This is a genomic window from Neorhizobium petrolearium (assembly GCF_017873175.1).
Lineage (GTDB): Bacteria > Pseudomonadota > Alphaproteobacteria > Rhizobiales > Rhizobiaceae > Neorhizobium > Neorhizobium petrolearium.
Genome location: NZ_JAGGJW010000005.1, coordinates 257,266 through 279,971 on the forward strand (window position 1 = coordinate 257,266; position 22,706 = coordinate 279,971).

Annotated in this window: 19 protein-coding genes; 5 read left to right on the plus strand and 14 right to left on the minus strand. The window is 59.5% G+C overall.

Going from position 1 to position 22,706, the window contains the following annotated elements:
• Positions 1 to 8 precede the first annotated feature (8 nt).
• From J2046_RS11710 to J2046_RS11720, 3 genes are all read left to right on the plus strand, one after another.
• Positions 9 to 2,165, plus strand: coding sequence for a GumC family protein (locus tag J2046_RS11710; protein WP_210051904.1), 2,157 nt, complete (start codon positions 9 to 11; stop codon positions 2,163 to 2,165).
• Between the two features lie 5 nt (positions 2,166 to 2,170).
• Positions 2,171 to 3,442, plus strand: coding sequence for a polysaccharide biosynthesis/export family protein (locus J2046_RS11715; protein WP_233469704.1), 1,272 nt, complete (start codon positions 2,171 to 2,173; stop codon positions 3,440 to 3,442).
• Positions 3,443 to 3,636: 194 nt separating this feature from the next.
• Complete coding sequence (locus tag J2046_RS11720) at positions 3,637 to 3,918, plus strand: hypothetical protein (RefSeq protein ID WP_210051906.1); 282 nt, start codon at positions 3,637 to 3,639, stop codon at positions 3,916 to 3,918.
• A gap of 705 nt (positions 3,919 to 4,623) precedes the next feature.
• On the opposite strand, the gene J2046_RS11725 is transcribed toward J2046_RS11720, so the two are convergent.
• The 4 genes from J2046_RS11725 to J2046_RS11740 form a co-directional block, all read right to left on the minus strand.
• Positions 4,624 to 5,598, minus strand: coding sequence for an aliphatic sulfonate ABC transporter substrate-binding protein (locus J2046_RS11725; protein WP_411828491.1), 975 nt, complete (start codon positions 5,596 to 5,598; stop codon positions 4,624 to 4,626).
• 44 nt (positions 5,599 to 5,642) lie between these two features.
• Positions 5,643 to 6,413 carry an ABC transporter ATP-binding protein gene (locus J2046_RS11730; RefSeq protein WP_233469705.1) on the minus strand — a complete coding sequence of 257 codons (771 nt, stop codon included), beginning with the start codon at positions 6,411 to 6,413 and terminating at the stop codon, positions 5,643 to 5,645.
• Complete coding sequence (locus J2046_RS11735) at positions 6,410 to 7,150, minus strand: ABC transporter permease (protein WP_210052174.1); 741 nt, start codon at positions 7,148 to 7,150, stop codon at positions 6,410 to 6,412. The genes J2046_RS11730 and J2046_RS11735 overlap by 4 nt, the downstream gene beginning before the upstream one ends.
• Before the next feature lie 115 nt (positions 7,151 to 7,265).
• The gene (locus tag J2046_RS11740; RefSeq protein WP_210051910.1) at positions 7,266 to 8,702 is read right to left on the minus strand and encodes a sulfatase family protein; all 1,437 of its coding nucleotides are present in this window, start codon (positions 8,700 to 8,702) and stop codon (positions 7,266 to 7,268) included.
• A 163-nt stretch (positions 8,703 to 8,865) separates the two neighbouring features.
• Here J2046_RS11740 and J2046_RS11745 point away from each other — a divergent pair, with 163 nt between their 5' ends.
• Complete coding sequence (locus J2046_RS11745; RefSeq protein ID WP_233469706.1) at positions 8,866 to 9,906, plus strand: LacI family DNA-binding transcriptional regulator; 1,041 nt, start codon at positions 8,866 to 8,868, stop codon at positions 9,904 to 9,906.
• Positions 9,907 to 10,001: 95 nt separating this feature from the next.
• On the opposite strand, the gene J2046_RS11750 is transcribed toward J2046_RS11745, so the two are convergent.
• Entirely contained in the window at positions 10,002 to 11,498 is a 1,497-nt protein-coding gene (locus tag J2046_RS11750; RefSeq protein WP_210051914.1) for a sulfatase family protein, read from the minus strand.
• A gap of 43 nt (positions 11,499 to 11,541) precedes the next feature.
• On the minus strand, positions 11,542 to 12,549 hold the full coding sequence (locus J2046_RS11755) for a LacI family DNA-binding transcriptional regulator (RefSeq protein WP_325169748.1): 1,008 nt from the start codon (positions 12,547 to 12,549) through the stop codon (positions 11,542 to 11,544).
• Between the two features lie 147 nt (positions 12,550 to 12,696).
• On the opposite strand from J2046_RS11755, the gene J2046_RS11760 reads away from it, so the two are divergent.
• Positions 12,697 to 13,368, plus strand: coding sequence for an SDR family oxidoreductase (locus J2046_RS11760; RefSeq protein WP_210051916.1), 672 nt, complete (start codon positions 12,697 to 12,699; stop codon positions 13,366 to 13,368).
• A 21-nt stretch (positions 13,369 to 13,389) separates the two neighbouring features.
• On the opposite strand, the gene J2046_RS11765 is transcribed toward J2046_RS11760, so the two are convergent.
• From J2046_RS11765 to J2046_RS11800, 8 genes are all read right to left on the minus strand, one after another.
• On the minus strand, positions 13,390 to 14,823 hold the full coding sequence (locus J2046_RS11765) for a sulfatase family protein (protein WP_210051918.1): 1,434 nt from the start codon (positions 14,821 to 14,823) through the stop codon (positions 13,390 to 13,392).
• A gap of 31 nt (positions 14,824 to 14,854) precedes the next feature.
• Positions 14,855 to 15,775: a formylglycine-generating enzyme family protein gene (locus tag J2046_RS11770; RefSeq protein WP_233469707.1), complete on the minus strand. Its 921-nt coding sequence runs from the start codon at positions 15,773 to 15,775 to the stop codon at positions 14,855 to 14,857.
• 76 nt (positions 15,776 to 15,851) lie between these two features.
• The gene (locus J2046_RS11775) at positions 15,852 to 16,802 is read right to left on the minus strand and encodes a DUF4432 family protein (RefSeq protein ID WP_233469708.1); all 951 of its coding nucleotides are present in this window, start codon (positions 16,800 to 16,802) and stop codon (positions 15,852 to 15,854) included.
• A gap of 31 nt (positions 16,803 to 16,833) precedes the next feature.
• Complete coding sequence (locus J2046_RS11780; protein WP_210051922.1) at positions 16,834 to 17,937, minus strand: ABC transporter ATP-binding protein; 1,104 nt, start codon at positions 17,935 to 17,937, stop codon at positions 16,834 to 16,836.
• 8 nt (positions 17,938 to 17,945) lie between these two features.
• Entirely contained in the window at positions 17,946 to 18,776 is an 831-nt protein-coding gene (locus tag J2046_RS11785) for a carbohydrate ABC transporter permease (RefSeq protein ID WP_210051924.1), read from the minus strand.
• On the minus strand, positions 18,773 to 19,699 hold the full coding sequence (locus J2046_RS11790) for a carbohydrate ABC transporter permease (protein ID WP_210051926.1): 927 nt from the start codon (positions 19,697 to 19,699) through the stop codon (positions 18,773 to 18,775). Before J2046_RS11790 ends, J2046_RS11785 begins: the two co-directional genes overlap by 4 nt.
• A gap of 58 nt (positions 19,700 to 19,757) precedes the next feature.
• The gene (locus J2046_RS11795; RefSeq protein ID WP_210051928.1) at positions 19,758 to 21,101 is read right to left on the minus strand and encodes an ABC transporter substrate-binding protein; all 1,344 of its coding nucleotides are present in this window, start codon (positions 21,099 to 21,101) and stop codon (positions 19,758 to 19,760) included.
• Positions 21,102 to 21,132: 31 nt separating this feature from the next.
• Positions 21,133 to 22,647 (minus strand): sulfatase, encoded by a 1,515-nt coding sequence (locus tag J2046_RS11800; protein ID WP_210051930.1) that lies wholly within the window; start codon positions 22,645 to 22,647, stop codon positions 21,133 to 21,135.
• Positions 22,648 to 22,706 lie beyond the last annotated feature (59 nt).

A 22,706-nucleotide genomic window follows, 5' to 3' on the forward strand; every position in this document is an offset into this window, starting at 1 on the left:
GTATCGCAATGATCCAGTCGTCGTCGCCTCCTAACGAGCAGGATGGCATCCCTCGTTTCCTCTCGGTCATCTGGGAGCGCCGGAAGGTCATTTTCCTCTGCATGCTCGCCAGCTTCGCCATCGCCGCATTCGGCTATTTTCACAGCCCCACGCGATACAAATCCGAGGCAATTCTTGCACTCGACGTCCGCAAACTCCAGGCTTTGCCAACTGAATCCGTGGTTTCGCCTCTGCCGCAGGAAAGCCCGGTCCTGCGCACTGAGCTTGACATCATAGGATCCAGATTGATGGCCGAAAGGGTTCTCATGAGCCTCCAGAAGGCCACTCCGGTCAACGGCCCGCAAGGCAAATACGCCAGCTTGTATAACGAACCGGACTCTCTTCCCAACGATGCTGAAACTCGGAAGATGATCGACGATTTGATGAAGAACGTGCGCGTCATCAACGACGGGCGATCTTACACCATCTACATTTCCTACTATGCAAGCGACCCGGCTTATGCGGCAATGGTCGCCAATGCCTTTGGCGAAGCTTACATCGACTACCAGATCGACCTTCAGACTACCGCGACACGTCGGGTCAGCGAGTGGCTGGGAGAACGCCTTGGTAGCCTGCGCACCAAGCTTGAAGAATCGGAGAGGGTGGCAACGGAGTTCCGCGAGAAATCGGGCCTGATTGACGCCGGCGGCGTCACGCTGCAGGCGCAGCGACTTTCAGGGCTGAATGTCGAACTGACATCCCTGCAGGCAAGGCTTGCCGGGGCGAAAGCCCGTCTTGCAACCGCTTTGGAAGTGCAAAAAAGCGGTGATGGAATCGGTTTGACTGAGGTTCTTTCATCACCCACGATTCAGGTCCTGCGTACCGAGCAGGCCCGCGTGATCAGGGCCATTGCGGAAATTGACCAAAGCGGTGCACGCATGAACGCCCAGCTGCCGCAGCTTTCCTCTCAACTCGCCTCGCTGAAGAAGCAGGTCGAACAGGAGATTGCCCAGATCATCGGCAGCCTGCGCAACGAGATCGAGGTGAATGAAAAACAGCAGGAGGAAGTTGAGGCCAAGATCAATGAAGTGCAAGAGGCCATATCCGCAGCCAACATGGCTTTCGTCCAATCCGCTCAACTCGACCGGGAAGCCACTGCAAACCGCACGATCTACGAAACCTATCTTACACGTTACAAGCAAACCATCGAACAGGACGGCATTGCTACTGCCGAAGCGAGAATCATCTCGCGTGCCATGCCGAGCCGCAGGCCCACCAGCCCGGACGCGACGGTTTGGGGCTTGGCGGGGCTTCTACTGGGAGCGAGCACCGGCCTGGCCGCGGCCTTCGTCCTGAACTTCACGGATCGGTCGATAGGATCCATTTCCTCCCTTCAGCAGAGGACAGGCCTCGCCGTAATCGGCCGCATACCACGCGTTCCTTCCAACATGCTCAGGAATAGCTTCGACAAGTTCAGTAGCGGCGCTGCCGATTTCTACAGCGCCGTAGCGGAGCTTCAGGCGTATATACAGCTGTCCGACGACAGAACCCGTGTCATTGCGTTTACATCGTCCACTGATCAAGAAGGCAAGTCGTTCGTCATCGCAAACCTGGCCCGATCACTGGCCCTGAGCGGTGTCAGGCTGGTCGTAATCGATGCGGATTTGCGGAATCCGGGGCTTAGCCGCGAGTTCGGAATTCAGCCCTTGCCCAACTTCGGACGCGCAATTGCCCGTGAGATTCCCTTCGATGATGTCATCCAACACGATAGCTCCTCTTCCGTGGACGTCATTGTCGCGCACGCGGACGCCGCGCCACCGGATTTCATGCTTGGCAACAAGGGATTTGCCGCTCTCGTCTCGGACATGAGGCAACGCTATGAATTCGTGCTGATCGATGCGCCGTCGGCGTCGCACGATCTTGATCTGCTGCGCATAGCAACCCTCGCGGACACTGTCGCCTTCGTGGCCAGAAAAGATGCTGCCGACAGTGCAATCATCCAGAATGCGGTCATCAAGCTTCGCGTGGCAGGCAGGCATATCATCGGAATCATTCTCAACGGTGTACATCGAGAAAAACAGCGGCGCCGGTCACGTTGGATCATGAGCTTCAAGGCCAAAAACCAGGCCATGCAGAAGCCGGCATACAATCCCCGTCCCCCAATCGCTGTCTCGAATACGAGGTGAAGAACATGCGATTCACGCGTCCCGCCCGACACTCACATCCGCAACGGCGATCCTGGCTCAAGAATACCCTCCTGCTTCTGATCCTGCTCTTGTCGCCAATGCAAGTGTCGGCCTCGGAGATCTCGGCCTACAAGGTCGCCGTTGGCGATGTGTTGATGATATCCGTCTATGGGGATAGCGGCCTGACGGGCCTTTTCCCGGTCAGCGTGGAAGGCACTATCGGCTATCCTATCCTCGGCAACGTCGAGGTCGTTGACAAGACCGTTGACCAGATCGGCACCCAGATCGGCCAGGATCTCGCAAAGCACTTGGCCAATCTGTCGGTTGCCGTCGCCGTGAAGGAATATGCGCCGATCTTCATTGTCGGCGATGTTCAGAAACCCGGAAAATACGAATACCGCCCCGGCATGACCGTGCTGGAACTGTTTGCACTCGGCGGTGGATTGCGCGAGCCGACGGCACGGGCGGACATGTCCGGCGTCCAGCTCATTTCCGCGCAGCAGGAATACGAGGATATGTCACTGCAGTTGCTGTCCCAGGACGTCAAGCGTGTTCGACTGGAGGCAGAGCTGAACGATACTGAGTTCGAGTATAAAACCAACGAAATCGGATTAACCAGGGATCCTGCCGTCGTTCAGAAGATCGTCGATGCGGAGCGAAGCCTTTACAAGCTCCGGCTGTCGGTCATGCGGGACGAAAAGACCAACCTGGAAGGGCAGCGGCAGAACTTTATCCAGGAAATCGAGACACTCGAAAAGAGCGCGTCCCTGCGCAACGAGCAGTTCCGCCTTCTGGGTCTCGATGTCAATGCGTCCGAGGAGCTTGTGACACGGGGAGCTGCCTCCCAGGCGGCGCTCAGGGAGCGTCAACGTGAGTTGCTCGCGATGAACCAGCAATTGCTCGAATCAAGCTCCTTCCTTGCCCGCGCGCAGCAGAACAAGAATGAGGTCGAGCGACGAATTCTCGAACTCCAGAGCAAACGGCACAATGACGCGGCCACTGAATTGAGGGAGATCGAGCTCGACATGATCCGGCTGCAGAAAAAAATCGCCTTCAGTTTGCAGACAATCGCCGAGATCGGCGCGACGGCAAGGCGCGTCAGCAGTCTCGAAGACATGATTGAGACGAAATTCTCGGTCGTACGTCCGGTCAGCGGCGAATACAGGGAAATGCCGGCGGGGGAGCATACGCGCATACAGGCCGGCGATGTCATTCGCGTAAGCCTTGCTCCATCCGGCTCTCTCTCCGCCTCAAAGGGTATCGCAAAGATGAACTGAAAGAGCTCCGCGTCCTTTGCGCATCCTCCGGATGCGTGCGCTGTGTCTGCGTCGCGGGCGCTCACGGCCAGGCTCTCAGGCCTGATCGGGAGCGCTCTTCGCATTTTCCTGCCCTCTCAGACACCAGTCCGATCCGGCTTATGAGGGATGCCTGGAGCACGTCCTTCGGTCAAAAACGCCTGACGGAGTTTGGGATGGAACCGACAATTAACGCCCTTGGATATCGCATGGTTGGACAGGATGCGCTCATCATCATGAGCGACGGCAAAAGCTGCCAACCCGTCCAGATCTCACGCGATGCCTTGACAGGCATCCAATCCCCTCCCCGGTGTGATGCTACCCGGCTTGCACAATATCTCGATGTCTTCGCCGAGATCGCAACCCGAAAGATCGAAACCGAAAAGGCTGCATTCGACGGACGCATATGGATCACTGGTGACGACGTGCGGGCCTGGCGTTCGCTTAACAGGAAATGAACGAAGGGCCGAGGTGCCCAAGCTCCCCGCCATACGGCCGTTGGTGTCGGCTGCCGCCTTGCACTTATGGGCGCGACCTCACTGAACGGCTTCGAGACAATCCGTCAGGGATAACGAAATGTTCAACGCCTATACTTCTAATAGACGAATTGAATGAGAATGCTATTCGGCGCCTTCTTTGATTGCCCGCGCCCCCATTCCTTGCGGGTACCCGGTACTACGGCCGTACCACGGGTGGGCTCGCTCTAACCCCCGGAGCGAGCCCGTCATCCGCCGTACATTCGGCAATGCCGTGTAACGATGGGTGTAGATGAATTCTCACGCCTCCGCGGTCCGAAATTGAGCGCGATATCTCCGCCAAACAATTCTTAATGAGCTACGATTACGGATCTGGAACCGCGGACCATTCATGACTGCTCATAAAGTCACAAACGGTCCGAGGCGTCCCCTCGTATGAGCCGAATGTCGTAGAACTGCCGGAGAAGCAAGGCTCAAGCGCCTGGGGCCATCGATCGAAGGATTTTCAACTGACGCGGCTGAAGCGTCAATTTACGGAAAATACTCCCTGCGAGAGAAAGCTGTGGATTTTCGCTGTAAGGCACCAATCGCACGGCTTAAGCGCAAAACGTAGCATACCGACAGATTTCACGACGCTGGACGGTATCCGCTCCCCGTCGAAGAGACTCGGCGAGGAGCGATAAAGGCTCAAGCGCCGGTAAACAGGTCAGCCGTGTAGAATTGCTCTGGCGGCAGCGGATCTTTCACCGTGCCGAATTCCTGGAACATCTTGTTGAAGTCCGACAGCCACTTGTTGACGGTGCCGTCCTTGGTGAAGTCGTCCAGTTCCTTGGCTGTCAGCATCTTGCGGCTGCGGGCAACCTTCTCGGTGGCATCAGCCGGCGCGTTGAGGAAGGCCGTGGTGATCTGGATGGACCTCTCGAGGTTGGCGGCGCGATAGTCCATCGCCTTCTTCATGACGCGCAGGAATGTCTTCACGAGGTCCGGATTCTCCTGGACGATCTCGTTGCGTGCGACGAATGTGTTGATGAACGAGGTCTGCGGGTAGAAATCCTGGTTCGATGCCAGCTCCTTCATGTCCGGCACGCGTGGCTTGATCGTGTCGATCAGCGGATACCAGATGCCGGCGCCGTCGATCTGCTTCGACGTGAAGGCGGAGACAACCGTCGCCGGGTCCATCGGCACGACCTGGATGTCGCCGATCGTCATGCCGGCCTTGGTCAGCGCCATGCGCAGGATCATGTCGCCGGACGTCCCCTGGGGAACGCCTACCTTCTTGCCTTTGAGATCGGCAATCGAGTTGATCCCGGACTGCGCGATGACACGGTCGGAGAAGCCGATGTCGTTGACGCCGACCACCTTGGCGCGGCCGCTCGCCGGCAGCCACAAGGCCCCCGGACCGATCGTGCCGAAGTTCAGGCTGCCAGCGCCCATAGCCTGGATCTGGATCGGACCGTTGGTGAACACCTTCACCGACGGCGTGATGCCTTCGGCTTCCCACAGTTTCTGGTCCTCGGCGATCGCCAGCACACTGGCATTCGGGAAGTCGGCAATATAGCCGATGGTCATGTCCGCGGATTGGGCACGCGCCCTTCCGCCGATCGAAAACGCAGTCGCGGCAGTGATCGCCGCTGTCGCCTTGATCAGATTTCGTCTCGTCAGCATGTTCATCTCCTCCTTGTGACAGCCGATGATATGGCAGTGTTTCAGGCCGCGGCCGGGTGATAGACTGATCGCCAGACCTCGTTGCGCAATGTCGAAAATTCCGGCGAAAGGCGCATCTCCTCGGTGCGCGGATAGGGCAGATCGACCGGGATGATCCTGTGAAGCCTGCCCGGACGGGCGGCCATGACGACGACGCGGCTCGCCAGATAGACCGCCTCGTCGACATCATGGGTGATGAAGATCACCGTGCGCCGCTCCTTGCTCCAGGTCGCCAGCAGCTGATCCTGAAGCTGGACGCGGGTCAAAGCATCCAGTGCCCCGAAAGGCTCATCCATGAGCAAGATCTTCGGGTTGACGGCATAGGCACGCGCGATCGCGCAACGCTGTTTCATGCCACCCGACAACGTCTTCGGCAGCGAGTCCGCAAAATCGCTCAAGCCGACGAGCCCGATGAAGTGGTCGGCGATCCTGCGGCGATCCGCCTTGGGGTGCCTGGCAATCTGCAGGCCGAACTCGACATTCTCGCGAACCGTCAGCCAGGGGAAAAGCGCATATTGCTGGAATATGACGCCACGTTCGGGTCCCGGCCCTTTCACCGGCACATTGTCGACGAGCACCTGGCCCGAGGACGGCGCCGTCAAGCCGGCGGCGATGTTCATGGCGGTCGACTTGCCGCAGCCGGACGGGCCTACCACGGTGATGAATTCGCCGTCTTCGATATCGAGATTGAGGCCCTGCAACGCGTTGAAGGACGTCTGACCGGCAATGTTGAACGTCTTCGTGACGTTCTGGAACGAAATCTTGATGCTCATAGCTTTTCCTGCCAGGCGGTCAGCACGTTATCGAGTGCCATGACGATCCGGTCCATGATGAGGCCGAGGACGCCGATCGCGATGAGGCTGACGAAGATTGTCGGAAGGTCGTAATAGAGCTGCGCCTGCTGCATGCGGAAACCGAGGCCGGACTGTGCCGCGATGAGTTCTGCCGCGACCACCGTCGCCCAGGACGAACCGAGGCCGATGCGGACGCCGACCATGATATAGGGCAGCGATGCCGGCACGATGACCCGACGGAAGATGGTGAAGTCGTTGGCGCCGAGAACACGGGCGGCGTTGATCAGCGTCTTGTCCACGTTGACGACCCCCTGGTAGGTCGCGACGACGCTCGATAGAAACGATGCCAGGAAGATGACGAAGATCTTCGGCGTCTCGTCGATGCCCATGGTGACGATCGCCAGCGGGATGATGGCGAGCGGCGGGATCGTGCGGAAGAACTGCACATAGGGCTCGATAATGCCGCGGGCGATGCGGTACCAGCCCATCAGGAAGCCGATGGGGATCGCCACGGCGATGCCGAGCGCAAAGCCGGTGAAGACGCGGCCGAGGCTTGCCAATGCATCGGACCAGAGAAGCCCGTTCTGCGCTTGAATGACCGCCTGCCTGGCAACCGCAAGCGGTGTCGGCAGGCCGACGACGCCCTGTGCGGTCACGATCGCCCAGAGAAGGATTCCGACAACAACAGCGGCGATATTGATCGCCAGCATGCCCATCGGACGCGACAGCAGGGACGGCCGCTGTGCGGGTCCCGGCTTTTCCTCGGTCGTTGAAATTGACAAGGTCATGACTCCCTCACGAAAGCTTGTCCGGTTCGCGAATATCGATGGCTCATCGGGCACCGGCCATGACGTCGCGCGTCTTGAAATTCGACTCGATCAGCCAGTCGCGCATCACGTCCAGAAGCTCCCGCTTCTTTTCGGCATAGGCCGGATCACTCCAGAGGTTCTTCACCTCCTTCGGGTCGCTTTCGAGATCGAAAAGCTGCCCGTCGGATGAGCCTTTGAAATGCACGAGCTTCCATCGGTCGCTTCTGACGCCGGTCATGAATTCCACGCCGCCGGCCATCGCCACATCACCGATCTGCTCGCAGAAGACATGGGCGCGCGGCGTCCAGTCCTTGCCTTCCAGCGCCGGCTTGAGGCTCTGCGCTTCGAAGGATTTCGGCGGCGTGATGCCTGCATATTCAAGGATCGTTGGGCCGAGGTCGAAGAGCTGGCAGAGCCCGTCGATCGAGCGGCCGCCCTCGAACCGGTTTGCCGTCGACCAGATGACCGTCGGCACGCGCGTGACGATATCGTACATCGACCACTTCTGGATCAGGCCGTGTTCGCCAAGGCACTCGCCGTGGTCGGACGTGAAGATGACGATCGCATCCTCCAGGTAACCGCGGGCCTTGAGCGCCTCGAGCAGTTCGCCGACCTTCTCGTCGATCAGCGTGACATTGCCGAGGTAGTGCGCCCAAAGCCGCTGCATCTGGTCCGGCGTCGGATCGAGGTTCCAGACGACGGAATCATGATCGACCTCGACGTCATGCCGGCGCTTGTCCTTCAGCTCCTGATGAAGCGAGTCCAGTTCTTCCTTCGCCGGCTTCGGCAGCGGCAGGTCGTTGCGTTTCAGATAGGGCTCCGAATAACGGGCCGGCGGATCGAACGGCGGATGCGGTCCCGGGAAGCCGACCTGCAGGAACAGCGGTTCGGTCGGAGGATAGGTATCCACCCACCACTTCGCCATGTTTCCGACGAACGCGTCGGCATGCAGCTCTTCGGGTAATTCCCAGTCGAAGCAGCCGAGCCGGTCGCGGTAGTCGTCGAGCTTGCGGTAGAGTTCGCGCTGCTGCTTGACGAGGCCATTGGCGGCAAGCGCCTTGTCCCATTCATCGAAATACCAGCGGCCTTCCATGTAGCGGTCCTTGTTTTCCACCACATAACGTTCATGGAAACCGGAATCCGAATTGTAGGGGATGGTGTGCATCTTGCCGACGTTGACGCAGCGATAACCCGCATCCCGAAGCTGTTCGACCCAGGTCTGCTGCCATTTCTGACCGTTCGCCAGAACGCCCGTCGTATGCGGATAGTAGCCGGTGAAAAGGCTCGCACGAGACGGAACGCAGCTCGGCGCAGTGATATGGCAATTGGTCAGCGCCACGCCCTTCTCTACGAGAGCATCGATATTAGGCGTCACCGCATAGGGGAATCCGAGCGCCGCGATCGAATCGTAGCGCTGCTGATCCGTCATGATCAGAATGATGTTTGGCCTTTCAGCCATATGACCTGCTCCTCCACGCCACCGATTTCGGCTGGCGCCAATCATTTCGGGCGAAAGAAACTGGTTTTGCCCCTCTTCCGCTTGCCTCACCATCAAAACGATGGCACAAAGTTAACGGTAACGCAACGATCACTCACACGTTTTTTTGGGCTCCGGAATGAACATGGGCATTGCTGACAAAGAGACGCGCAACGTCCCGACCCTTGCCTCGATTGCGGAGCGGGTGGGCGTTTCGGTCAACACGGTCTCGCGGGCGCTGCGCGCTCCGAATACGGTACGGGTCGAGCTTCGCCGCCGTATCAACGCGGCGATGGAAGAGCTGAACTACGTGCCGAACCGGCTTGCCGGGGGCCTCTCGGGAACACGCTCGGATATCGTCGGCGTTGTCGTCACCTCGCTCTATTATTCGGAATTCGCCAGTATCGTCGACACGCTGCAGTCGGCCCTGCTGGAGCAGGATCTCCAGGTGATGCTGGCCAATACCAGATATAATCCCGACCAGGAGGTACGCCTGGTCCGCTCGATACTCAGTTGGAGGCCGGCGGCGGTCGCCATCATCGGCGTCGACCATCCCCCGAAGGTGGTGGAACTCCTGAAGGCCTCAGGCATCCCGATCATCGAGATGTGGGACGTCGGAGGCGAGGTAATCGATACGGCGGTCGGCATGGATCACGCGAGCATCGGCGCGGCACAGGCCACCCATCTGATCGCTGAAGGCTATGCGCGCCTGGCGTTTGTCGGCAGCCTTCGCGAAAACGACAGACGCGCGCAGAAGCGGTTACGCGGCGCTGAAACCGCGGTTGTCGCGGCAGGGCTTCCCGAAATCGTGAGGCTTACCACCCAGCAGAACGGCAGCCCCGATCTCGGAGAGCGCCTGACCCACGAATTGCTGGAGCAGCATCCCGAGGTCGACGCCATTGTCTGCAACAGCGATGTCGTCGCATTTGGCGCGTTGCGGGCGCTCAAGAGAAGCGGCAGGCGGATACCAGGTGAAATCGGCGTCCTCGGGTTCGGAGACAACGAAGCATCAAGCTGCGTCAGCCCGTCTCTCACGACAGTCCGCCCCGATCGTGAGCGTATCGGCAAGCTGACCGCGGAAGCGATCCTTGCACGGATCAATGATGGAGCACCGAAGACGACAGTTGTCGATTGGGAGCTTATCATCCGTGAAAGCACCCGGCGGCGGGACTCTCAAAATCAGTGAGGGCTCGCCTGTCATAGTGGCGGCAAAACCTGCCTGTGCACAGCTTGCCCTCATGAAGGTGTGGCGTGGGTATCGCGCATGGCCGCCTCTGAAAGTTACCCCCCGTCCTGACGGGCATTGCTCTCCGGCGTGCGCCCGGAATTGGCGCCAAGCTTGGCGCTTGCCAACGTCCACCCTTGCGTCTTGAGCGAGCTTCTGATCCGCCATTTCAGGATTTCGGTGATGAGTTCCTGCTTGGTCGTCTGATACGCCGGATCATCCCAGAGATTGTCGATTTCCTTGGGATCGTTGTCCATGTCGAACAGCTGTCCCTCGTCGCTGTCGATGAAATGGACGAGCTTGTAACGCTGGCTGCGGATCATCGTCATGAATTCCGTGCCGTTGAAGATCCGGTCTCCCGCATGTTCGGAGAACACGAATTTCCGCGGTTCGCATTCCTCGCCATTGAGATAAGGCAGGAGCGACCGCGCCTCCATCCAGGCGGGAACCGGCAGGCCGGCGAGTTCCAAAATGGTCGGCGCGAAATCGAAGAGTGACACCAGATCATCGACCACCCTGCCCTCCGCCACACGGCCGGGCGCCCAGACGATCGCCGGCACGCGGACGCTCTGTTCGTACATCGACCATTTCTGGCTGTGGCCGTGGTCGTTGAGGCTGTCGCCGTGGTCGGAGGTGAAGATGATGATCGTGTTATCGAGAACGCGGCGCCGCTCGACCGCCTCGATGAGTTTAGCCATCTGCGCGTCGATCATCGAGACATTCGCGAAATAGTGCTGCCGCTGACGCCGCAACTGCTCCTTGGTCGGGTTCGCGAGATGCACGACCGCGTCATGGTCTACGGCGAGATGCTGCTCCCGCAATTTCTTCAAGGCTGTCGGCTGAGCGACAAGATCCTCGTCGCTGAGGATTGCTTCCGGCAGGTCGGCATCGGCGTAGAGATCGAGATATTCCTGGGTCGGATCGTAAGGCGGATGCGGCCCCGGAATGCCTATCTGCAGGAAGAACGGTTCGTTGCCCGTATAGGAATCCAGCCACATCTGGGCGAATTCCGGCACGAAATTATCCGAATGCAGCTCGTCGGGCAGTTCCCAGACGAAGGCGCCGAGGGAGGAACGATAATCCTCCCGCCGGCGATAGGTTACGCGGCTCGGCTTTTCGAAACCGCGGGTCCAGATCGCCTTGTCCCAATGATCGAGAAAGAACGGTAGGCGCGCCGTGGCGCGATCCTTGTTCTCCACCACGTGCCGTTCATGGAAACCGAAGGAGTCCTCGAAGGGCGAAGTGTGCATCTTGCCGATATTGACGCAACGATAGCCGGATTCGGCCAGTTGCTGGACCCAGCTGAAGGCCCAGGGCTCGTCATTGCGGAAAACCCCGTTGGTGTGCGGATAGACACCGGTGAAAAGGCTCGCCCGCGACGGCGCGCAGGACGGCGACGTTACATAGGTCTGCCGGAAATAGGTGCCTTCCCCGACCAGTCGGTCGAGGGTCGGCGTCTTCATGTAGGGGAACCCGCCGGCGGCAATCGTATCGAAACGCTGCTGATCCGTGATCACGAAGATGATGTTCGGACGCTCCTGGGACTTTGACACCTGTTCCTCCGGGAATTGAGCTTGCAAGATCGCGGATCTCCGGTCAGCCGGATGCGCGCACGATATGTTCGAAGCCAAGATCGATGGATACCGGCGCGCCCTCGCCCCGGAACCTTTCGAGCAACAGCTCTCCCGCCCGCCGGCCGATCTCGCGATCCGGGGGGCGGACGGAACTCAGCGACGGCGAGGTCGTCGTCGCGAAATCGAAGTCGCCATAACCGCAGAGCCTGACGTCGTCCGGAACGCGGATGCCGAGACGGCCGGCCTCGAACAACGCGCCAAGACAGAGCATGTCGTTTGAAAAGAAGATCGCCTGCGGCGCATCTGCCCGGCTCATCAGCTCGCCAAACGCTGTGGCACCGACCTTCGACGAGGCCCGCTCGGGCGCGGTGAATTCTTCCAGATGAAGCCCGTCCTCCCGCGCGATATCGCGAAAACCTGCGCCACGGTCAGCTGCCCGACGGTCGCCGGGCAGCGCCACGAGCACAAGCCCGAGGCGACTGACACCGAGGTTTGCAAAATGTCGGGCGACCCGCCGCCCGACATCCCGGTGCGAGAAGCCAATATTGCTGTCTATCGCGCCGTCCAGATATTCGCCTACTTCCACGACCGGCAGACCGTCCTCGAGCAGCACTTTCAACGTGCCGCGCGAATGATGCCGCCCGACCAGGACGATACCGGCCGGAGACCAGGAAAGCAGCGACTTGACGAGCTCTTCCTCGCGTTCGATGGAATAGTCATTGGATGCCAGCATAACTTGATAACCACGGCGGTTCAGGACGCTGCTCATCTCTTCCAGCATGAGCGCGAAGACGGAATTGTTGAGCGTCGGCACGACAACGGCCACCATCTTGCTGCGCGTTGCAGCCAGGCTGCCTGCCATGACGTTCGGCACATAGGAAAGCGCCTGCGCCGCCTCTGCGATCCGCGCACGAATCTTTTCCGACACGGCATCAGGCTCATTGTAGAAGCGGGAAACCGTCGTGACGGATACGCCCGCCATGCGGGCGACATCAGCCATTTTCGGACGACCGGACTGCAGCTGTTTCACCTGGCCTTTCACCGGCTCGCCCTTTTTGGAAGCGTTTTCATTTCTTGCCTTCGTAATGCCAGTTTTGCAACTGGTCAACGCAATTTTGCCTTGACGCATGTAATGAAAACGCTACCAATTTTTCAGATTCAATATTGCGAGCGACTCATGGCGACCATACTGATTACCGGCTGCGACCGCGGCCTTGGCGAAGAATTTGCGCTACAATATGCGGCAAAAGGCGACCATGTCATCGCGACCTGCCTCTCCCCCGCTGATTTCTCGGCAAGACATCGCCTGGGCTCCAATGTCGATGTCGTCGGGCTTGATGTAACCGATGAAGACGCCGTGCTGCAGCTTGCCGCCGATCTTCAGGACCGGGAGATCGATATCCTCATCAACAACGCCGGAGTTCCCGGCCCGCACCTTTCGCTGGCGGACACCGACCTCCACCTTTGGCGCCGGATGCTGGAAGTCAATCTCATCGCTCCTTTCGTCGTCTCGAAGGCATTCATCGAAAACGTGGCGCGAAGCGAGCAAAAGGTGATCGCCTTCATCTCCAGCCGCATGGGCTCGATCAGCCTCAACAATACCGGTATTTCCTACGCTTACCGGTCCAGCAAGGCCGGCCTCAACATGGTGATGAAAAGCTTCGCGATCGATCTGGCGCCGCGGCAGATCTGCGTGCTTGGCATCCATCCCGGAAACGTACCGTTCGCCGCCAATGCGGGGCTTGCCGCATCGGCAAGCGTCAACCGCATGCGGGAAGTCATTGCCGAGGCAGGGCCGCATCAGACTGGCACATTCTACAACTACAATGGCCAGATTCTGCCTTGGTGAGGGCTTCCGCCCCCCATATGTCTAGCGGTCGACCTCGATCTGTAACTGTGCAAGCAATCGATCGCGGACTTCGGCGGCACTTTCCCAAAGATTCTCGGTTTCGAGCGGATCTTTTTCGAGGTCGAACAGCAAGCCGGTCTCGAACGTCTCCGGCGTCAAGCTGCCGAATTGCAGGTTCTCCTGGAATATTTCGGTCGTGAAGCCGACAAGCAGCTTGTAGCGCCCATCGGTGATTGCCCGCCAGCCGCCGAGGCCGGAGGTCAACAGCCGACCTTCGGGCGGTCTCTCGCCTTTCAGAATGCGGGTCAGGTCACAACCCTCATAGTCGCCCGGGACAGCAAGTTCCGCATGGGAAAGGAATGTGACGGGGAGATCGAGAAGGTTTGCAAGCAGACCCGGCACATGTCCCTGCGGCTTTACGCCGGGTCCCGCGAGCACCAGAGGCACCCGCACCGAGGCCTCGTACGGCACCTGTTTCTTCCAAAGATTTCTGTCGCCAAGCATCTCGCCGTGGTCGCTGGCGAAGACGATCAGCGTTTCGTCGAGTTGCCTGATCTCCCGCAACGTCTCGATATAGACGCCGAGCCAGCGGTCAACATTCTCGAGCATCGCGGCATAACGCCGACGGATGTCCTGCTGCAGCGCGGCATCGGCATTGTCTCTCAGATGCGGGAGCGGAAACTTAACGTCCTTCCAGCGGGTGGCCATGTCTGCAGTTACGTCCATCGGCTCGTGCGGGCCGGGGAAATTGACGATCAGGAACCAGGGTTTTGCCGGATCGAAGTCACGGATGATGCGGTCCGCCGCCGCTCCGACGAAATTGTCGTTATAGGCATCGTCCGACAGGTCGACCGGCGCCACGTTGGCATAAGCATCGGGCGGCCTCTGGATGCGGCCTTCGATCCAGTCCGCCATCGGCGGTTTTTCCTTGCCGACCGAACGATGCGCATAATCGGCCATGAAGCGGTCAATCAGGCCGCGGTGTTTCAGCATTTCGGTATAGGGTTCGGGACAAGCTTCGGCATAGGCTTTTTCGGCCGCCTTCTTGCCGGCGCTGTCGAAGCCGTGGCTGAAGCCGAGTTGAGCAAGCTGATCGACGCCATTCACCACGTGCCGGCCGTCGATGCCCCAGCTATGGGCGCCCTTGAGCAAATCGGATTTGCCTGCATTGGCCACCTGATATCCGCCGTGACGCAGGCGGGCATAAAACGTGGGGGTGTCGGGCGGGTTGTCCATCAGATTGTTGGCGACGGGTGCCCGGCCGTAGCCCTTGCCAGTTGCAAAGCAGGAGCGCGCCGGTGCACAGAGGGGACTGGGCGTCCAAGCCCGGCCGAAGGAAACGCCTCTTGCGATCAGCGCATCGATGTTCGGCGTGCGCAACGGCAAGTTGCTGATCGCGCCCAGCCAGTCGCCGCGCCACTGGTCGGGAAAAAGCATCAGGATATTCGGACGCATGGCGGCTTTTTCCTCCCGGCTAACTAGCATGTCAGATCGCGTCGCCCTCGCACGGCCGCGCATCGTAGGCGATGCGGAAGCCGGTATTGCTCGACGCGCTGTCCGGCGAAAGCCCCATACGGGCGGCGATCCGGTAGCGGTAGCAATAACTCTTGTGGCAGAGGAAAGAGCCGCCCTTCAGCACCTTGTCGGCGCTCTTCTTCGACTGTTCGTTGCGCAGCTTCGCCTGACGCGATAGCGAGCGAACCCGGAACGGATCGCTCGTCCACTCCCAGGCATTGCCGGACAGATTATAGAAACCGTCCCCTGTCGGCGAGAAACTGCGCGAGGGTGCCGTGCCGAAATAACCGTCCGCCAGAGTATTCACCTGCGGAAACCGTCCCTGCCAGATGTTGCAGAACACTTCGTCGTCCGTCGGCTCCTCGTTACCCCAGGGATATTTCCGCCGGCGATTGCCGCCACGCGCCGCATGCTCCCATTCCGCCTCCGTCGGCAAGCGACCGCCGACCCAGGCGGCAAAGGCGAGCGCATCGTTCCAAGACACCTGCGTCACCGGGTGGTCCATGCGGTCTTCGATCGAGCTGCCCGGTCCTTCCGGCATGTTCCAGGCCGCGCCATCCACACGAGCCCACCAGGGCGTGCGGGCGACATTTTCGGCGATGAGCTTCTTATCCTCGAGCAGGCCGACAAACACCGCGGCGCAGCCGAACTTTTCCGCCTCGGTGACATAACCGGTGGTTGCCACAAATTCGGCGAAGCGAGAGACGGTGACGGTTTCGGCTTCGAGGAAAAAATCGGTGACTGTGACCTTGCGTTCCGGCCCTTCGCCATCGACGGTCAGGATCGGCTCACAGGTTCCAACAAAGCTTTCGCCGCCCTTCACCGCGACAACCGCACCGGCCCTGCCGCGCGACGTGATCCTCGCAGCAGCGCCCAATGCTTCGTTTCCCATATTCCGACTCACCGCCGAACAGCATCCGCTCATTGTTTCTTCCAAGCGCCCCATATCGGCGAGCCCCTGCCGGACATTATCTGCCGCTGTCGAAAAGCATCTCGAGATGGAACATGTGCGTGCCGCCGCGCTCCGTCGGCACCAGAGCGCCTGCCTCGCGCAATTCCTTTCGCGGTAGGCGATCATGCGTCGCAGGCTCAATGCAGAACACATTTACACCATCGTGCGAGTTGCGAAGCGTCTGCAGGGAAGGCAGTTTCCGCCCGTCATATTTCAGGCGGAAGCGCGAACCGCTGCCGGCACCAGCCGCTAGCTCGACCTCCGATACCGACGCGCCGGAGGGGTGGGTCTTGATCTTATTCTCGCCCAGGCAATCCACTGAGATATCTTCGCCATTGAGATGCAGCACGCTTGCCGGGGTCATCGCCGGAAAACCAAGGTTGATGTGATACATCGCCATGATCGGTAGATTGCCGGACAGCACGGTGACGCGGTCGGAAACCACCAGCGAGCGGCCTCCGAGCGGCACATAGATATGCCGCTGCAGCCGGATCGTGCCGTGGTTCAGGTTGAACTGGGTCACCTCGGCCTTGACCCGGAACAGGCATTCGTCGCCATCCCAGACCGTATCCGTGGTGGTGATCTTCGACGGCAGGTTCATCATGTTGCCATGTAAAGGGAAACTCCGCCCCTGATCGGTGTCGGGCTGTCGGATATGGTCAAAGCCGCAGGTCATCATCAGACCGGAAAGAGCGTTGTTCTCGCCGATCAGGGACGGGAGGGACGTCCCCATCGGGCTGATCCAACCGAACGGGATATTGTCGCACCAGACCTGGCCGATATCGCAGCACCGGTCCGGCAGGAGATCGATCCGCAATCCGCCACCGCTGTCGATCTGGAGGAGCCGCATGCCGCGGCCCGCCCCATCCTCGACCGTCATCCTCTTGAAGCCCGCCACTTGCATGAGATCGGGAAAAACTCGTCCGAGTTCGCGCTTCGTGAACGTCTGGCCGAACAGCATCACCATTTCAGCACCTCGCACCTGACCGATTGGTTTGTCATTCGGCCAGAAGGCTGTCGCCGCTCGCGATATCGAAAACGTGCCAGCGATCCGCGACCGGGCGGATGTTCAGGACATCGTTCGCCGCCGCCGCCATTCCTTCCGGCAGGCGCACGCCGATCGGCCCGAGCGCCGACTGGCCGAAGATGAATATCTCGTGGCCCAACCATTCCGTGACATTGACCTTGACCTCGAGCGCGCCCTCGGTGCCGGCCGCAACGATCTCGAAATGCTCCGGTCGGATACCGACCTTGACCTGCCTGCGGGAGGCCATCCCGCCAGCAAGCTTCGCCTGCCGCTCCGGCGACACCGGCAGCGAAATTCCGCTGGCGCCACCGAGCCAGAGTCCACCGTCGATCATCTCGACCTGGCTCGCCACGAGATTCATTTCCGGCGTGCCGATAAAGGTCGCCACGAAGGTATTTTTCGGCCTCAGATAGAGGTCCTGCGGCGAGCCGATCTGCTGCAGCTTGCCGTCCTTCAGGAGCGCGATGCGGTCCGCCATCGTCATCGCTTCCACCTGGTCGTGGGTGACGAAGATCGAGGTTGCGTTGAGCCTTTCGTGCAGGCGGCGGATCTCGATGCGGGTCTGGGCACGCAGCTTTGCATCGAGGTTGGAAAGCGGTTCGTCGAACAGGAAGAGTTTCGGATTGCGCACGACGCAGCGCCCCATTGCGACGCGCTGGCGCTGGCCGCCGGAGAGCTGTCCCGGCTTGCGGTTTTCAAGGCCGCCGAGATCGAGCATGACGACAGCTTCCTTGACCCGCCGGTCGATTTCGGCCGGATCCTCGCCACGCATCCGGAGCGCGAAGGACATGTTGTCCCTGACCGTCATATGTGGATAGAGCGCATAGGACTGGAACACCATGGCAAGGTCGCGGGCCGACGGGTCGAGATGGGTAATGTCCTCGCCATCAACCATGATCTTGCCGGACGTCGTTTCCTCCAGCCCCGCAATCATCTTGAGCAGCGTCGATTTTCCGCTGCCGGAAGGCCCGACCAGAACCAGAAACTCGCCGGAATTGATCTCAAAATCGATGCCGGGAATGACCTCGACCGCGCCGTAGGATTTACCGACTTTCTGAAGCTGCAAGTGTGCCATTGGTTTTCCTATTTAACGGCGCCGGCGAGAAGACCGCGCACGACGAAACGCTGCCCGAACATGATGAAGGCGAGCGCCGGGATCATGGAGAGCATGGAGGAGGCGGCCATCTGCCCATAGAGGATCTGGTGTTCCTGGGCGAAGGTAGCGATCGCCACGGGTGCGGTCATCGTATCTTTGTTGGAGAGATTGAGGGCAATCGCGAAATCGCTCCAGGCCGAGATGAAGGCGAGCGCACCGGCCGCTGCCATGCCGCCGAGCGACAGAGGGAAGATCAGGTGACGGAAGACCTGCGCATAGGTGCAGCCGTCAAGCCGCGCCGCCTGAACGAGCTCCTTCGGGATGTTCATGACGAAGCCGATCATCAAAAATAGCGCCATCGGCAGCCCCTGCACCACCTGCGCCAGAATAAGCGCCGTATAGGTACCGTGCAGGCCGACCTGCGTGAACATCACGTACCAGGACCCGACGAATGTCAGCGTCGGCAGCATGTGGAAGACCAGCGCCCAGCCGAGCAGGATGAAGGTCACCCAGCGCGGCGGCTGGAGGCGCGCCACGGTGAAGGCCGCAACTGTTGCGATGGCCAGTACCAGCAGTGTCGCGATCACCGCGACAACGGCACTATTCCAGAGATTCCAGAGGAAGTGCGATTGCCGTGAATTGATGATGAGCTGGTAATTGACGAGCGTGATTGGCGCAACCGTTGTGCCCATCAGGATGTCGATCTGCCGTTTGAACGAATTAGACAGGATCCACAGCATCGGGCCCAGAATGATCAGGGCATAACCCCAAGCCATCACGTTTCCGCCGATGCCGCTGAGACTTCTCTTGGCATTCATGCTGCGGCATCCTTCTGTTTGCGGCGGCGGCGGACCACGGTATTTGCAACGACGATCAGTGCGGCAACGCCGAAGATCGTCAGGAGAGACATTGCCGATCCCATTCCGACCCGATCCTGCGCGAAGAACACGCGGTTGATCGAGAAATTGATGACTTCGGTTGCCGTACCGGGGCCACCGCCCGTCAGCAGGAAGACCTCGTCGAAGACCTTGAAGGACAGGATCATGCGGAATGCCAGCGTGATCAGGATGGTCGGCATCATCAGCGGGATGGTCACGTAGCGCAATTCTTGCCAGCGGTTCTTGACGTCCAGCTTGGCAGCCTCGAACACTTCCTGATCGAGCGATTCCAGGCCGGCGAGCGTCAGGAGGAACACGAACGGCGTCCAGTGCCAGACGTCAACAACGACAACGGACATCAGCGCGAACCGCGGATCGCCGAGCCAGTCCACCTGCGGCAGGCTCAGGTAGCTCAGCAAGGAATTGACGATACCGAAATCACGGCCAAGCAGAAGGCGCCACATGGCCCCGATGACGATCGGAGGAATGACGATGGGCAAGAGGACGACCGCCGTCAGCACACTCCTACCGATCTTTGAAGCGCGACGCACCGCAAGCGCCATGGTGAACCCAAAAATCATCTGCAACGTCACGGCGCAAATCGCAAAGATGATCGTGTTCCTGACACCGGCCCAGTAGACCTCCTCGCCGGTGAAAAGCTCGTGAAAATTTCGCAACCCGACGAAATCGACGACGGCCGAGCCGGACACCCACTTGACGTCGGAAAGGCTCAGATAAGCCAAATTGAAGACCGGCCAGATCGACAGAAGAGCGAGGACGATGATGGCGGGTGCAAGGGAGCCCACCCTCCACCAGAAATTAGCGCGTTCGATTTTCGTCGCGTCTATGGGACGTATCGCCATTGTGAAAGATAACTCCAGAAAGGGGTGTCCGGGCATGGTGTCCCGGACACCGTGCGGCTCACAGCATCTTGGGAGGAGTGAGCTTGTAGCCGGCCGCAGTCAAAATCTGATTCATCTCGGTCGCGGCGCCGTTCAGAGCATCCTTGGCGGAAATCTCACCGATCAGCGCCCGGTTGAGATAAAGCGAAATGACCTCCTTCATACGCACGCCTTCCTTAAGCGGCGTATTCATTTTGGCGACATCGGCATTTTCCGAAAACGCCTTGATGAAACGGTACGCTGGATCGCCGGCAAGTGCGGTATCGCTGAGGTCCTTGCGGATCGGGATGCCGCCAGCCTGCGTATAGGCAACCTGCGTATCCTTTTGCAGGAACCACTTGAGGAATTTCAGCGCCGCCTTCTGGTTGGCCTCCGGCACGTTCTTCGGAATGCCCGCCATCCAGTGGCCGGCGACCGACGCGTGCTTGCCGCCCGGGCCGGCCGGCAGAAGCGCGGTTTCGATCGTGTCGGTGACGATCGACTTGTTAGGGTCCTGAAGGTCGGCGACGGCTGCGATGACCGCGGTGCCCTGGGCTGCCTTGCCGGTGGAAAGGAGCTGGATCAGTTCGGCCTGTTCAAGCGCGCCGGCATTGCCCGCGCCAACTTCCTTGTTGAGCTTGATGAACGTCTCCAGCGCCTGCAGGCCCTGTGGGCTGTTGAGCGTCACCGAAAAATCTCCGGTTTCCGGATCTGCAAAGAAGCTGCCACCATGGCTGAAGAGGACGGGCGAGAAATCGAACAGGATCGATTCACGCGTACCGCGCGACACAAAGCCGTAAGTCTTTGGCGGATTGTGCAGCTTCTTGGCATTGGCCAGCAGATCATCCCAGGTCTGCGGCACCTTCAGCCCGGCCTGCTTATAGAGGTCGCTCCGGTAATAAAGCACCAGGACGTTGCCATTGGTCGGAACACCGAGGAGCTCCCCCTTGGGATCGAAGCTGTTCTTGGAGGCGTTCCAGTGGGCTGAACCACCGAAATCCAGCACACCCTCCGGCAGGGAGAAGCTGGAATCGATCTCCTTGAGCGGCCTCAGGAAACCGCCGGCATACATTTCCGCAAGCCCTTGGGCATTGATATTGATAATATCGTACGAACCCTGCTGGGCGCGAACCGAGTTGCGCATCTTGTCGACCATGCCGCCAAAGGGCGTCACGTCGAGCTGGAATTTTGTGCCGGTATCCTTCTGGTATTGATCGACAAGCGATACGAACGAGTTCAGCCAGGGCGACTGGCTGATCAGGACTCTGATCGTGCCCGCATCCTGCGCAAACGCCGGTGACGTAAGGTATGCTGCGAGGGAAAGGCCGGCAAGAAGCCTGCCCAGCGTCCTTCTCGTGTATCTGCCAATTTTTTTCTCAGACATTTCGGTTCTCCTCCCTGAATTGAAATCTCGCTTACGACTGTTCCAGACCCATCCAGTCGAAGAATTCCGGTGTTGCGGAATGCTGTCGGAGGATGGCCGATATGGCGTCCTTGAAGCGCTCCTCCAGGTCCGGTGCATCGAGCGGGTTCTGCTGGTACGGGTCTGCAACATTGTCGTAGAGCGCCGTCTTGAAGCTCTTGAAATGGGTGCGGTCGCCGCCGGGCGGGCGTCGGGCATCGTTCAGCGCCCGAATGCTCAGCACCGGCAGGCCCTTGGTGAAATCCATCGGCTCGTGAAGCTCTGCCGTCTTCAGCTCGTTCAGCGCGAAGAAGCTGTGCAGATGCGTCGGCATCAGGGTATATTCCCTGAGATTTTCGTCATCGAGATCAGGCGGATAAAGAAAGCAGGTATGCCTGCCGTCGGTCACGCCGATCGCGCCGCCGAACATGCCGAAGATCACCGACCTTTCCTGCTCCTCGCTTTCCACCAGGTCTAGAACCGAAGCGCCCTGCACCTCGGCTGGAATCTCCTGGTCGAAGAGCTTGAGGATCGTCGGCATCAGGTCAGGTGTCTGCGTCACGACATTGGTGCGCGTCCCTTTGCGGGCGTCGAGCTTCGGGTGGTGAACGATAAGCGGTATGTGCGAAATCTCCTCATAATAGGGCATGACGTTCTTCGCCCACCAATTATGCTCTGACAGGAGATAACCATGGTCGGTCGTCAGGATGAGGCATGTGTCTTCCCAGAGATTGTGGGTATCGAAATAGTCGAGCAGCTTGCCGAAATATTCGTCGCACATAGCGACCAGGGCAGCATAATTTGCGCGTATTTCGGCGACCTCGTCCTCGCTTTCTGAAACCGGCGCGTATTTCGGCCAATCTATAATCGGGCCGTCATAATTCGTCTTGAGCTTCTCGCGAAACCGCTTCGGCGTGTAGAAGGGCTCGTGCGGATCGAAGCACTCCAAATGCAGCATCCAGTTGTCGGCGCCGCGGTTGTTGTCCAGGAATTCGAACGCCCGGTCAAAGCACTGGACGGCCGGGAAATCCTTCTCTTCCTTGATGAACTCTCGATTGATCTGATGCTGCAGGCGGTTCGCCTGGTTCGGACCGTTATAATGCTGGTTGGAATACTCTTTGCGGAAGCGATCGAGCGGCGGCTGAACCAACGCCTTCCAGGTGTCGTACTCCTGGCCGCGCACGAAATCCCAGGTCGAATAACGGGAATGATACGTCGCTCCGCCGTCTTCGAAATAATGGAAGTGGTCCGTCAGGAGATGTGTGTAAACGCCGTTCTTCTTCAGAAGCTCCGGCATGGAATTGTCGAAGGGTTCGAGAGGCCCCCAAGATCGGTGCATGAAGTTGAGACGCCCTGTATGAAGGTCGCGCCGCGCCGGCATGCAGGGCAGGCTGCCGACATAATGATTATCGAAGGTCAGAGACCGCGCTGCAAACCGATCGAAATTCGGCGTCGGAACAGCTGTTCCCCCATAACAACCCAGAGCAAGCCTGTTCAACGAGTCGAACAGCACAAAAACTGCACGCATCAACGATCCTCCATGAGCGGAAACTAGCGGCAGTCTTCGGCTTGCGCTAATACCTCTCA

Excerpts from the sequence above, each read along its gene's own strand:
- J2046_RS11745 (WP_233469706.1), top strand. The coding sequence starts at position 8,866 with ATGGGCATTGCTGACAAAGAGACGCGCAACGTCCCGACCCTTGCCTCG.
- J2046_RS11795 (WP_210051928.1), bottom strand. The coding sequence starts at position 21,101 with ATGTCTGAGAAAAAAATTGGCAGATACACGAGAAGGACGCTGGGCAGG.
- J2046_RS11780 (WP_210051922.1), bottom strand. The coding sequence starts at position 17,937 with ATGGCACACTTGCAGCTTCAGAAAGTCGGTAAATCCTACGGCGCGGTC.
- J2046_RS11730 (WP_233469705.1), bottom strand. The coding sequence starts at position 6,413 with ATGAGCATCAAGATTTCGTTCCAGAACGTCACGAAGACGTTCAACATT.
- J2046_RS11710 (WP_210051904.1), top strand. The coding sequence starts at position 9 with ATGATCCAGTCGTCGTCGCCTCCTAACGAGCAGGATGGCATCCCTCGT.
- J2046_RS11770 (WP_233469707.1), bottom strand. The coding sequence starts at position 15,775 with ATGGGAAACGAAGCATTGGGCGCTGCTGCGAGGATCACGTCGCGCGGC.
- J2046_RS11790 (WP_210051926.1), bottom strand. The coding sequence starts at position 19,699 with ATGGCGATACGTCCCATAGACGCGACGAAAATCGAACGCGCTAATTTC.
- J2046_RS11715 (WP_233469704.1), top strand. The coding sequence starts at position 2,171 with ATGCGATTCACGCGTCCCGCCCGACACTCACATCCGCAACGGCGATCC.
- J2046_RS11735 (WP_210052174.1), bottom strand. The coding sequence starts at position 7,150 with ATGGGCATGCTGGCGATCAATATCGCCGCTGTTGTTGTCGGAATCCTT.
- J2046_RS11765 (WP_210051918.1), bottom strand. The coding sequence starts at position 14,823 with ATGCGTCCGAATATCCTGATGCTTTTTCCCGACCAGTGGCGCGGCGAC.
- J2046_RS11720 (WP_210051906.1), top strand. The coding sequence starts at position 3,637 with ATGGAACCGACAATTAACGCCCTTGGATATCGCATGGTTGGACAGGAT.
- J2046_RS11760 (WP_210051916.1), top strand. The coding sequence starts at position 12,697 with ATGGCGACCATACTGATTACCGGCTGCGACCGCGGCCTTGGCGAAGAA.
- J2046_RS11785 (WP_210051924.1), bottom strand. The coding sequence starts at position 18,776 with ATGAATGCCAAGAGAAGTCTCAGCGGCATCGGCGGAAACGTGATGGCT.
- J2046_RS11740 (WP_210051910.1), bottom strand. The coding sequence starts at position 8,702 with ATGGCTGAAAGGCCAAACATCATTCTGATCATGACGGATCAGCAGCGC.
- J2046_RS11800 (WP_210051930.1), bottom strand. The coding sequence starts at position 22,647 with ATGCGTGCAGTTTTTGTGCTGTTCGACTCGTTGAACAGGCTTGCTCTG.
- J2046_RS11775 (WP_233469708.1), bottom strand. The coding sequence starts at position 16,802 with ATGGTGATGCTGTTCGGCCAGACGTTCACGAAGCGCGAACTCGGACGA.